This window comes from uncultured Succiniclasticum sp., from assembly GCF_902793885.1.
Lineage (GTDB): Bacteria > Bacillota > Negativicutes > Acidaminococcales > Acidaminococcaceae > Succiniclasticum.
Window position 1 is genome coordinate 1 of sequence record NZ_CADBFF010000016.1, and the last position, 11,753, is coordinate 11,753.

Annotated in this window: 10 protein-coding genes; all 10 read right to left on the bottom strand. The window is 38.7% G+C overall.

Annotated elements, in window-relative coordinates; all coding sequences use genetic code 11:
• Positions 1-20: 20 nt before the first annotated feature.
• The 10 genes from QZV31_RS08585 to QZV31_RS08630 all read right to left on the bottom strand — a co-directional run bounded on the left by QZV31_RS08585 (position 21) and on the right by QZV31_RS08630 (position 11,716).
• Entirely contained in the window at positions 21-1,523 is a 1,503-nt protein-coding gene (locus QZV31_RS08585) for a class I SAM-dependent DNA methyltransferase (RefSeq protein WP_295359635.1), read from the bottom strand.
• 26 nt (positions 1,524-1,549) lie between these two features.
• Positions 1,550-2,539, bottom strand: coding sequence for a PD-(D/E)XK nuclease family protein (locus QZV31_RS08590; RefSeq protein WP_295359637.1), 990 nt, complete (start codon positions 2,537-2,539; stop codon positions 1,550-1,552).
• 155 nt (positions 2,540-2,694) lie between these two features.
• Complete coding sequence (locus tag QZV31_RS08595) at positions 2,695-3,474, bottom strand: hypothetical protein (RefSeq protein WP_295359639.1); 780 nt, start codon at positions 3,472-3,474, stop codon at positions 2,695-2,697.
• A 69-nt stretch (positions 3,475-3,543) separates the two neighbouring features.
• Positions 3,544-3,747, bottom strand: a complete 204-nt coding sequence (locus tag QZV31_RS08600; RefSeq protein ID WP_093729508.1) for a hypothetical protein — start codon at positions 3,745-3,747, stop codon at positions 3,544-3,546.
• A gap of 260 nt (positions 3,748-4,007) precedes the next feature.
• Positions 4,008-4,448: an AAA family ATPase gene (locus tag QZV31_RS08605; protein ID WP_295359641.1), complete on the bottom strand. Its 441-nt coding sequence runs from the start codon at positions 4,446-4,448 to the stop codon at positions 4,008-4,010.
• A gap of 139 nt (positions 4,449-4,587) precedes the next feature.
• A complete protein-coding gene (locus tag QZV31_RS08610) occupies positions 4,588-5,445 on the bottom strand; it encodes a TFIIB-type zinc finger domain-containing protein (RefSeq protein WP_295359643.1) in 858 nt (285 codons plus the stop codon).
• Between the two features lie 15 nt (positions 5,446-5,460).
• The gene (locus tag QZV31_RS08615; protein WP_295359645.1) at positions 5,461-5,871 is read right to left on the bottom strand and encodes a hypothetical protein; all 411 of its coding nucleotides are present in this window, start codon (positions 5,869-5,871) and stop codon (positions 5,461-5,463) included.
• Positions 5,872-6,496: 625 nt separating this feature from the next.
• Positions 6,497-10,420 carry a type V CRISPR-associated protein Cas12a/Cpf1 gene (gene cas12a, locus QZV31_RS08620; RefSeq protein WP_295359647.1) on the bottom strand — a complete coding sequence of 1,308 codons (3,924 nt, stop codon included), beginning with the start codon at positions 10,418-10,420 and terminating at the stop codon, positions 6,497-6,499.
• Between the two features lie 358 nt (positions 10,421-10,778).
• Positions 10,779-11,105, bottom strand: coding sequence for a hypothetical protein (locus tag QZV31_RS08625; RefSeq protein WP_295359649.1), 327 nt, complete (start codon positions 11,103-11,105; stop codon positions 10,779-10,781).
• A gap of 89 nt (positions 11,106-11,194) precedes the next feature.
• The gene (locus QZV31_RS08630; protein ID WP_295359651.1) at positions 11,195-11,716 is read right to left on the bottom strand and encodes a lecithin retinol acyltransferase family protein; all 522 of its coding nucleotides are present in this window, start codon (positions 11,714-11,716) and stop codon (positions 11,195-11,197) included.
• Positions 11,717-11,753 lie beyond the last annotated feature (37 nt).

The following is an 11,753-nucleotide window of genomic DNA, read 5'->3' on the forward strand; positions in this document are numbered from 1 at the left end:
TCATCCCTACAAACCCGAATTTATAATCCCAATAGTTTTCGCAATACCGCTGTTTCTTGTTCAACCTGTTTATTGAGAGCTTCTATTTCTGCAAGAATCTCTGACGTAGGTGGATACTCTACAGGTTTATATTCAACTTTCTTATATTTGTTAATCGAAAGGTCATAATTGTTTTCAGCGATTTCTTCTTTTGGTACAAAAAAGCTTTGCTCAGTACGTTCTCTTGCATCCTCTTTATCTAAATTGTTAAAACGCTCAATAACATCAGGAATATCATTTTTATCAATAGGATTGCGCTTATCATCAAGACTGAACCCATCAGCCTTCATATCGTAGAACCAAACCTTATCCGTTCCCCCTGCGTTGGTCTTGGTAAACACCAAAACAGCAGTAGAAACACCTGCGTAAGGTTTGAAAACACCGGAAGGCATAGATATTACAGCCCTTAAATGCTGATTCTCAACCAACTCCTTGCGTAATGCTTTATGGGCGGTACTGCCACCAAACAAAACTCCGTCTGGGACAATAGATGCACAACGGCCACCGATTTTAAGCATTTTAATAAACAAGGCCATAAACAACAACTCTGTCTTTTTGGTTTTGCAAAGCGCCAGCAAATCCTTGCTGATTTCTTCCTGGAATACGCTTCCTGTAAAGGGAGGATTTGCCATAATAAGGCTGTAAGCATTGCGCTCTGTATTTGCACCGGACAATGAATCCTGATATTTAATATTAGGCTCTTCTACTCCATGAAGCATCATGTTCATTGCCCCGATACGAAGCATAGACTGATCTGTATCAAAGCCTGAGAACATTTCGCCTTTATAATACTTTAGATTGTCTGTCTTCATCAGTTCTTTGCCCTGATGCTCGTTGATATAATTTGCACTTGAAAGCAAGAATCCGGCACTCCCCATTGCCGGGTCAAGAATTTTATCTTTAAGCGTGGGCTTCATCAGCTGCACGATCATATTGATGATATGTCTTGGAGTACGGAACTGTCCATTTTCGCCTGCAGCTGCAATTTTTCCCAAAAGATACTCATAGATGTCACCCATGATATCCTTGTTGTTCATATCCATGGAATCAATTCCGTCAACAACTTTTGCCAGTACTTTGGCTGTAGGAATCAGGAACACAGTATCTTTCATGTAACGGCTGAATGCGGTATCTTTTCCATCTCCCCCTATGGTCTTAATAAAAGGGAATACATAGGTCTGAATGTTGGAAAGCATTTTTTCAGGTTCAAAGTTATGAAAAATATTCCAGCGAAGATTTTTATAGTCTGTTTCTACGCGAGGGTTCTCGCTAATAACACAAGTACCATCCTTAAACAATTTGTTTTTTAACTGAACGCCTAAAATATTGGCATTTGATTCAGCTTTCAGTTGGTTATCATCCAAAAGCTTCATAAACATCAAGTATGTGATCTGTTCCAGAACAGTTATAGGACTGGTTATTCCACCCGTCCAGATAGTATCCCAGATAGAATCAACTTTGCTTTTAAGTTCGCCTGTAATCATTGTCGCACCTCTATCAATTAATTCTGTTAGACTTCTTGTTGTTTACGCCGCTTGGTCAAATCTCTTGCTTCACTTATCGTATCGCAAGTCAGCAAGGTATCCAGCATGGCCCAGACTCTGCCATTACGAAAAATATCGCCTGTTCTCACTTCTTTTTGCGGTCTGATAGCCGGGCCCAACCGATAAACGAAATAATCGCCTTCTTCTTTATCAGGCATTTCTTTAATCTCGTCATGCAGATTGGAAGTAACAACATATTTTTCAATATGATGAATTGACTGGAGCTTACCGTCATACCGGAAAGCTATGTAATTCGGCGGTTCTTTCGGCCATCCTCTGTAATCGAACGGATGGAAATACTTGTGTTTTTTCTCCACAATATCGATATAGGTTAAGTTGCACTCGTCATCAGCATAATTCTTTGACAGGGAAACCACATATACCATATTTGATTCTATAGTTTGCATCGACATCCAACCTCTCATATATTCACAAAACTGTGAAAGAATACGCTTTTCTGTATTACCGGATTCTGAATATGCTTCCATTGCCATATTCAGAATATCCTGATAAGACCGATGAACAACAGGAATGCCATTGCCTGCATTATCCGGAATATGCTTTGCAGCGTATTTTTGTGTACATTCCGACAGGGTCACAATATATTTATTCTCAATTTTTGACCTGGCAAAACTTCTCCTCTTTGCGTATTTGGTTATTTGGGCCTTGCCTGGCAGGTTCCACCCGCGTTTAGCTTCGATAATAATATGAAATGAATTATCATCCCTAATCTCAATGTCTGTAAATCCCTTATTGGATTCATATTCCTGGCATGCGATTTCGACATTATTGAAATCAACTTTTCTCACATGACAGATTGATCGTACGACACTATTTAACAGAACAGGGCAATTCGAAAGCACCCAAGCTAATGATATCGTAATATCATTTTCACTGGTTCCCATTAACTGAAAAAAACTGGTAACATCACGCCCATATAATCTGAGTAAGGCCATAAAAACTCCTTAAAAAAGCTTTTTCTTCCTTTTACTGTTATGCAACACACCTTATTTCACTGAAACTATCTGCTATAAACTTTATCTTATTATTATAACATTTGTATCAAGTCCTAGAATATATTCTTGTTATTATATAGAAAAATTCCACAAAATCATTCTTCTACCGTGTGTTCCTGCATATATTCTTTCCTTAATTCTGAAAGCGTTTTCCCTGTTTTTTTATGAATCGCAAACTTATAAGTATGGACCGAAGGCCAACCAGTAGCATTTTTTAACCATTCCAATAAGGATAACTCACCGTTCTCTGTTGAAACGTGTCCATTTTCTAATAATGTCACTTCTTCATCGCTATATTTTGACGTAATGATATCCCCCACTTTAACAACACCCCATGAAAGCATGTCTGTAATGCGCGGCAGTTTTTTCTTCTGTACCACGGCTTTGGGCTGCTTCATTCCTTTAGCCCAATCATTAGGTTGCTCGATAACAACAAAGGCCGGCGCAACATCGGAATCACCAATATGGTATAGTTTCAATTCGCATAAGATAAATCCTATGTCTTCTGTAGTATGGCTATTAAGCCATTCGATTGCTGCCCGATGTTCTTCCCGTGCTTTCTTTACAATCCAGATGACCAAACCAGCAGATTTTCCGGAAGCATAAGTTATAAGTTTCCCCAGATGGTCATGGTCGGTAGCTTCTAACTGGTTTTCAATTACAATTTTTCTGCCGGTATCCGCATCAACTGCAAAAATGTCTACACTGAAGTCCCCTACAGCTGATTCTGTTTCTTCGATATCAATATCAATACCGACTGCTTTGCTTAAACGGTCAATATTTGCCGCCAACCAAGGTGTAAAGTCTGATGCCTCCTTTGGCCAGACAGTACGCAAGTCGTCAATTTCTTCTAGGAATCCGAGATTATTCTTCAAATTAATCAACCTCCGTTGCTAAGATGCTAACAATTCGTTTTAGATAACGCCTTATCGCCGTATCATTACTCATTGTTCTTCCATACCATCTAAAAACAACTGGCATTCTTCTTTGCGTCCATGCTTTACTAATCTTGCAAATCTTGAAATCATACGCCATTCGTCTTCAAACGCCCTTAACTGATGCTGTGGTCGTACATTGTGAACAACTTTGGTGGTACCTTTAGGTCGTCCTGCCCCTGGGCGTTTACCGCCACGTTTTTCAAGTGCCATGCCGAACACCTCTTTTTACAAGCCACGCTATAAAATAAACTACCACACAAGCCATTATAAAGTTTGTTAATATTCCTTGATGTAAGTACGCTGCCACTGCTAACGAAATCATATACACATCTATCAATTTCATTTGCGTTGACTCCCCTGCCTGTTACATTATATTTAATGTTGCCGTATTTTAATTTATTATTATATTATAACACGTTTCGATTTTTCGTTCCTGGCTGTTTCAATAAAAGCATCATTAATCATAATCTTTATGCCCTCCATTCCGAAACACTATAACCCGTATCGGTTATCTTCACAAAATACAACTTGTCGAAGCCTTCTTCATAACTCGGCATTTCCAATTTGTTTGATGTGCAGGTAATCGCTATGGAAGGTATTTTTTCTTTTCCAATTCTGGAATTGTTTCGTTCAATGCATTCCTCTAGTTGTGATTGCATGAAGCAGCCAATGATTTCATACTGATAGGCTTTTCCTGCTTCAATGTATTTCTTCCTGTCACACACGGTTGGATTCGTATTATCAATTATAATATTTTCTTTTCGTTTAATAGCCTGCCAGAGAGCATCCATTTCTTTTTTCCGTGTACGCAGCGTATCTAAATTAATTCGGGTGTATTCAGGAAAATTCTTAGCGCAGAAAGTGCTTTTTCCACTTCCCTGGATACCCATCATAATAATTATGGCCGGCATTTCATTAACCCTCCAAGTAACTAACTGTTAGAACACTATGGTATCAATGTTAGGAAGCATTAAATATGGGCTGGTTCAGCCACAAACCTGTTAGTACCGTCAGTTCCTTTTGCTAATAACAGGCATCTTGATATTTCCTTTACCTAAATCTTTTAAATGCAAACATGCGTAGCAAGGCTTCTTTGCCATCACTGCATTTTATGTACGGTGGATTTTTTTCATAACTCAATTCATAGTTATAATAATAAAAACCCGGTTTATCAGTATTTTCGGAACTTACTATTTCCCTAAAAGCATTAAAGTGTCCATAGCTATACAGCAACGCACTGGTAGGATAATACTTTATATTAAAATATGCAGCTAGCATAAATCTGTTGTTATTTCCCTTGTCAAAATATATATTAATGGATTCTTCAGGGTGATCGGTGGAAAATTTTACCGAATTATCTGTTTTCCCAATTTTATAGCACAATTCACCTTTTGTGGTACTGGTATTTTCAAATTCCATTTTTGCCAGTTTCAAATCGTACTTTTTGACCGCCGACTCTACTTCCTCCACGGTGATATCAGTATTGAATTCTAAAAATAGACGCTGCAAATTATCAGCAGGAATCACAATTTGCGCGGCTTTAGCTGAATCCAAGCTCGCACTTTTTATGTCTAACGGTTCTCTTAAATAATAATAATATATTAAATAAGCACTCAAAATAATAAGAAGACATAATAAACATTTCAGGAAAAAGTTAACACATTCTTTAATAAATTCTTTCAGAGCAACCCATAAAACATTTATTACTTGAGCAACATAAGCGCCTATATGTACCTTTTCTTCCGTTTCATCTGTGTCCCCATCATCCTCAGAGACAGTAAAGGAAAATGAAAACAGTGGATCCTTTTTGTCCGGTTTATACTTTGTTCCACAATGCTGGCAAACATATAATCCGTCTTCCTTGACAAGATCATTGCTGCCACATTTTTCGCATGTGAATTCTTTCATGAAAGAATTATCTCCTTATTCTTCCCCGCTATGCCAGGCCGTTTCCTCAATCCTGTTATCTTTGGGATTCAGCGCCCCAAAAAAGACGTACCAGACCTTGCCACTTATTCTGTCAAGCAAAACAGACTGAGAAACATACTTTCCTTCATATAAGGTAAACCTGCCGTTTTGCTCTTCCGAAGCACTCACCAACGGGACCAGATTTATCGGGGTCTCTCTCACTTCGCCCTTAACAATTTGTATTTGAGTCATACAACCATTCCGGGTATTCAGTTTTAAAGGCGGATTGATACTGGAAGAAGAAAAAATTTCATAAGCTGCATTAGGGTTCAGAATTTCACGGCCTAAAACCGTTGTAGCAAAATCCGCCATTACAGTTTGAGCAATGATTATCAATAATACGCTAATAATTATTTTCTTCAGCATAACCTTGCACCTTCCTTTATATAATACCCACTGTTCATCAAGCTTCCACTATGTAAATTATATCACGTTATGCGTACAAAAATGTACGCTGCGAAACCCTGCATGGTGTCTGCGTTTTCGCAAATTCTATTTTCTCGACCCGCTTTCTGCCTGGGTTTAACGTGAACGTGCAACAAATATAATTATTCAATCTTAATCCTACAAATAATGTATAAAAAACAAACACAATAAAAAATCCGGCGCAGTTTTACTTTGCCGGATTATATGTTTTCTTTGCTGGCATCAGTATTCATTACTTTTCTTAGATTAGAACCTGCATATCCCTTTGCCGCTGCCAGTAGGCCCAGTTAGATCTACCGAAGTAGAAATTATAAGTATTTATCAGCCGTTTTCTCTTCCAGTCGGCCCCGTAATATCTACCGAAGTAGAAATTATAAATATTTGTCAGTCTTTGCCGCTGCCAGTAGGCCCCGTAACATCTACCGAAGTAGAAATTATAAATATTTATCAGCCTTTGCCGCTGCCAGTAGGCCCCGTAATATCTACCGAAGTAGAAATTATAAATAACTATCATACCCTCGCAACAGTATTTGTTGAGTAATTGCGAAGGGTGCAGCCAATATGCTCAACCGCGCAAAGACTGAATATAGTTTAACCACTCACTATTGCTAATACCTAATTTTCTCTCATCACGCCGTATCTTTTCCAACAACAAAAGCCCTTTCAGTGCAATGTGATAAGCGCCGTTGGCATCCGCATCTTTCGGGAGTGTTTCATCACCAAGCCGGCTATCAAAACAAATGCCTTCATTATTTTCAACCGGCGAGCTGATAAAGTCCTCTCCCGTTTCGGCATTGCTGTTTCTCATCTGTAAAGCAAGACGGATTACTTTAAAAACTTCATGTATTAGTTTGCTGTCACCGTTTTTCATAATAAGCGGCAGCACATCTTTCCCGTCCTCAAACAGAATACCATATTGTTGCAGGATTTCAACCAGCTTTTTACAGGGCAGGTAATCTTCATAATGCCCATGCCCATTGTTTTCACGCACAAATTCAATTCGCTTTCCGGAAATAAATGTCTTACCTTCAGCATCCCTCCTATCTTTATTGGCTTCAACAACAATATCCCATTCAGGCATAAAGCCTTCCAGCTTCTTCTGAAAGTCCTTATTCTTTTTCATTTCAAAGTGAAGAATAAAATTACCGGTTACATTGTCGTATTTCAGAGTGTCAAACCCTGAAATAAACGTTTTCTTATCATCCAGTGTTTTGATTGCACTCCAGCAGAACGGGTCAACAAAACCTGTCGCCGGATCTATTTTTGAGGTAAAGGCTGCCGGTATATAGAACAGGAAACCTGTCTGGTTTCTCATGCTGGCAAAACTCTCAAACCGCTCCGTCAGCTGATATGCATTCAACACACTTCCGGGTTTGGCGCCTTCCACGTCTTTAAACATGAGGTAATTCAGTTTGTTTATCAGCATCTTTTCAAACTGCTGATAAACAGCTTTCTCCGCAATACCGCTGCGTATGCGTTTAAAGCCGACATTAAGATTTTCCAATACAACAATGGCATTATACCTCACCATCATGCTTGTAATTTCATGTACCACAAGGGAAAGATAGCCTTGTTTCAATTCCTTGATTTTTCCAACTGCAGTCCAGTCCTGGCGCGCTTTATTCCGTTCCGTTTCCCGCTGTTCCAATTTATTATGATAATCAAACCCATTAATCACGTTAAATGATTTCTGTTCAATGATATTCCCTTGCGGATCAATTACAACTGCATAAATCAGGTTCCGCTCACCCCTGTCAATTCCTATAATGTAAGTATCTGGATTTTCTTTCAGATATTCTTGAACGGAAGCATTAAACTGAACCGCATTCTTATCACACTTATAGTTCAACGTCAGCGGAACATGGAAGAAAAACTTGTCTTCCGTAAACCGGCGGTCTTTCACAATTTCATGATGCACATCATATATAACCGCTTGTGGAAGAACAGCTGCTGCCGCTGCAGATAACTTTTTCGTTAATTTCCCGTTTGCATACAGGTACAGTTCTTCATGCAGTTCATCTGTCAGGGATGTTCCATCTTTTAACCTCCGGTTTACTAATTTTTCGCCAACTTTATGACGAACTATATCCATAGCGCTCTTGGGCCGGTAAAACAATTCTGCCTGTCCGTTCAGCTTAACTACCACATTTTTCATGTTTTCCGGATCAAAGACTGCCTTCCAGTAAATCGTATGCAAGTTCGGCGCGCCTGTTGCGCCTTCCGCGAAGTCTTTATTATAGATCTGAAACAGGAACAGTTTTCCTTCGTCAACCAACTGACTGATTGTTGCTTCCGAAACAGATTCAAATTTAATGCGGTAAAACAGGTTATCCAGTTCCCCATAAAAGTCGTTTAATTTAACATACTGTTCTGTCGGTAGCACGGTTGTCGTATCATATATGGAAGTGCTTTCATAGCTGGCAACAAATTCTTTGGCAAAGTTGATCCATGTGTGCAAAGCATGATAATACCCGTCTTCATCTTTCGTTTTACGCAGATAGTCAATCTGAAATTTCTTTTTACCGTCAAATAACACGTTATTTAAATCATATATTTCTTTTGTTATAGTTAACGGCTTTATGAACTTCTTATTATACAACACGTAATCCTCGGAAGAGGAAGCAAAATGTTGTTGCACTTCTTTTAACTGTGTTGTGCATTTCGGCATCATCTTAGAAAAGTCCGGGAACTGCCTATATACCACCTTCTCGAAGCAGTTTCCCTTTGCACCGGCTTTTATTGTACTGAAATCCGGTTTAATCTTTGCATTGTAAATGCCAAGATAATATTTTTCCCCTTGTCTGAAAAGGATTGCGCAAGTCTGTTGTTCTCTGTTTTCATCCCAGCCACTTGCCAATATCGGGTTAGAAAAATTCAATTTGAATTTCTCGATAGAATACGGTTTCTGCGTTGCAAAATTCCGTACCTTGTTATATAGCGGAATAATCGGTTGAATTACCTCCATTGCTTCACGCAGCGGCACATAGAAGCCCGGATCCGTATCCATATTCTCACCTACGGCAAACATTTCCAACGTATGATACGCTTCCTGTACCGAATCCAACAATGATTTCAATGACTCTTTTTCTTCTGCCGTTTTTAATTTTTTCGGCAATGGTTTTGTCAACTCTTGCTCCAGCGTTGTAATAACTGACTGCACCTTCTGGTTGATTATTACCGATAATGTGCCATCCGCTAACGCTGCCTGTAATTCATCAAGGCTTATAGCACTTTCTTTCAGCCAGCTTTCAATCTCTTCCCGTACCTTTTTGGTAGCTGCTTTACCGTAACTTCTCAATTTCCAGTTACGCAAGCTTTCCCGGCAAAGGCTCCAATCTTCAAATAACATTTGTGAAAACGCGGTAAGCTTTGCCGGATTTACATAAACATGTCTTAAATCTGCTGCCTTCAAATTGTTAAAAATTTCTTTTACAGCCCCGGTTGTATGTTCCGCTTTCAGGCTCTTCCGATACTCTTCTACTGCCAACAACACTTCTACTTCATTTTGAAACGCTTCCGGAATAAATGACAGGGATGTACGGTCGCTCAAAATCTGCTTATACAAAGGGATAAAGCGGTGTGGCATGCTCTTCAGTTTCTGCCCCAGTACTTTGTCCTGTTTCATGGCAAGGTTTAACGTTACATTCAGTCCTTGCACTCTCATTGTTCCTTCTTCACCAGCAATACCGCCAAGAAACTGGTTGTACAGATCTATCTGGCTCTGCTGCAAAAGATGGTTGTAGAAGCTTACTTTAAAAATGTCATCTAATTTAAAACCGATAAAAATTCCAGTAGCCTGCGCCGTTCCTTCCAATTTTGCTTTCAGTTCCGGATATTCCTTTACGATGCGCCGGTAAGTTTCGCAGTTATCCATAAACTTTGGGAAGTTTTCCTGCACCAGGCGATGCGGAATGGAAGTACTGATATCATCTGCAGAAAAAACATTTTTCCTGTTTACGTAAAATCCTGCAAAATACGAAGTAAATTTATTAAACGAAGCCAGCAGTTCTTTTTCTTCTTCGGTTAATGAAAGTCCGGGCAACAGCTGCGTAACGGATTCCGTAAATAGTTCTTTCCCAAACAATTCTTTAAAAAGCTTGCTCTGTGTTTTATTAAACTCTTTTAGATCTTTGCTTCCATTATCCGGGACCTTACCTTCAAACCAAGCTGCAATAGCTTTACGGCAGGCTTCCTGCTCTTCCTTCAGCCGTACAACATTCGCAGTTGTTTGTTCTTTACGGTAAGCAATAATTGCTTCATACAATGGTTGCCAGTCAATAGCAACATTTTTTAACGATTCATCTATAAAATATTTATAAATCCGATCAATCACAGGTTTTAACTTTTTATAATTTTCACTGCGGCGTTTATCATCATCCACAATGCCATATTTAGCTACGTTTTCAAGCGTTTTTCCCTGTGGAATCAGCTCAAACCGCAAGGTTTTAGACACCTGATATTTATGTGTAAACTCACCAAAATTGCCCATGTTCCATATCTCCCCAAAGCAGAATATTCCCGAACAAATATTCTTAATAATATTATACTACAGTTTTAACTACATGACTTATTTTTTTATTGAAAATTTTATACGGCCTTTTCCACTTCAAAAGCCAGTTAACTTGCTATATCGATGTATTTATTAAGCTAAAGCATCAGCCTTAAAAACTTCCCTTCCAGATTAAATGCTTATAACACTTAAAGATTAATTTTCAATGAAAGCGCCTCATGTTTATGAACATTTATTTAATTATATTGTAACACAAATTTATCAAAAAGAAAAGCGGAAAATAAAGAAAAATCCGGTCCTGAAAAACAGACCGGATTAATTATTAGAGTATGTATTTTTATTTTCCAGACCTTCTTGCTTTTTCCTTTTCAGAACGTTGTTTTATCAATAGTTTCAATCGTTCTGTTCTTGACATCCCTTCGGGCGGATCCCCAAGTGTTGATACGCTGTTACGGTTCCTTTTTCCAAACACTACCTCTGTATAATATGCAGCTGTGGGAGGCTGTTCTTTCAACATTTCCATTTTTCGTATAGTCTTTTCTTCATCTAACAGGTAGACGCGCCCTGCCCTCCAGTGTTCCAATACTCCCAGCCTGCATAGACTGCGTATCATTTTTAAAGGAAAACCTGTTCTCTTGGAAAACTGTTTTGCGTTTACAATCATGGACATACACCTACTTGTTATTTTATCAATATACACTTATCATAAACTACTAATCTCATAATTATGAAACATTTAACAAAACGACATACCTACTCCCCACCGCACCGGCACCAAGTTGCGAAGTTATCACAATTATTCCAAACCAAGTTATAATTTCTTTCCCCCAATCGCGACCTAGCACGTTGTACGATTTTTTCTTTTTCATATGGACTGTATTCATCAACAAAAATAATTTTGTCACCGTTAGAAAAATCTTCTAATAATGACTCTTGTACGATAAACTCGTTGTACTCAATCACTTTCCCTTCACCAATATAAATGCCATGATGACTATATGCGGGTCTCATCACCTTAATGTGATCACCTATTTTTAGTACAGCTTTAGCTTCCTCTACTGACATGCCATCCCAAGCATTCTTAATGCGCTGTATAGGATTTATAGCCTCTTCGAGGTTCGCCTTACTATCTAAAATATTGTTTACGGTATTTATAACATCTCCTGCCGGTTCAAAAATATTACCGGCTTCCCTTTCTATCATTCTAAGTTTGTCTTTAATTGTTGTTGGCTCATCAAAAACATAACCATCGCGAGAGTCCTCACAGACACCCATATCAGATTGCTCCTTTCTCAATTTTATTCTTTAAACA

Bases quoted from the DNA above. Each gene is read 5' to 3' on its own strand.
- QZV31_RS08590 (WP_295359637.1), bottom strand. From the start codon at position 2,539: ATGGCCTTACTCAGATTATATGGGCGTGATGTTACCAGTTTTTTTCAG.
- QZV31_RS08625 (WP_295359649.1), bottom strand. From the start codon at position 11,105: ATGATTGTAAACGCAAAACAGTTTTCCAAGAGAACAGGTTTTCCTTTA.
- QZV31_RS08600 (WP_093729508.1), bottom strand. From the start codon at position 3,747: ATGGCACTTGAAAAACGTGGCGGTAAACGCCCAGGGGCAGGACGACCT.
- cas12a (WP_295359647.1), bottom strand. From the start codon at position 10,420: ATGGGCAATTTTGGTGAGTTTACACATAAATATCAGGTGTCTAAAACC.
- QZV31_RS08630 (WP_295359651.1), bottom strand. From the start codon at position 11,716: ATGGGTGTCTGTGAGGACTCTCGCGATGGTTATGTTTTTGATGAGCCA.
- QZV31_RS08610 (WP_295359643.1), bottom strand. From the start codon at position 5,445: ATGAAAGAATTCACATGCGAAAAATGTGGCAGCAATGATCTTGTCAAG.
- QZV31_RS08605 (WP_295359641.1), bottom strand. From the start codon at position 4,448: ATGCCGGCCATAATTATTATGATGGGTATCCAGGGAAGTGGAAAAAGC.
- QZV31_RS08585 (WP_295359635.1), bottom strand. From the start codon at position 1,523: ATGATTACAGGCGAACTTAAAAGCAAAGTTGATTCTATCTGGGATACT.
- QZV31_RS08615 (WP_295359645.1), bottom strand. From the start codon at position 5,871: ATGCTGAAGAAAATAATTATTAGCGTATTATTGATAATCATTGCTCAA.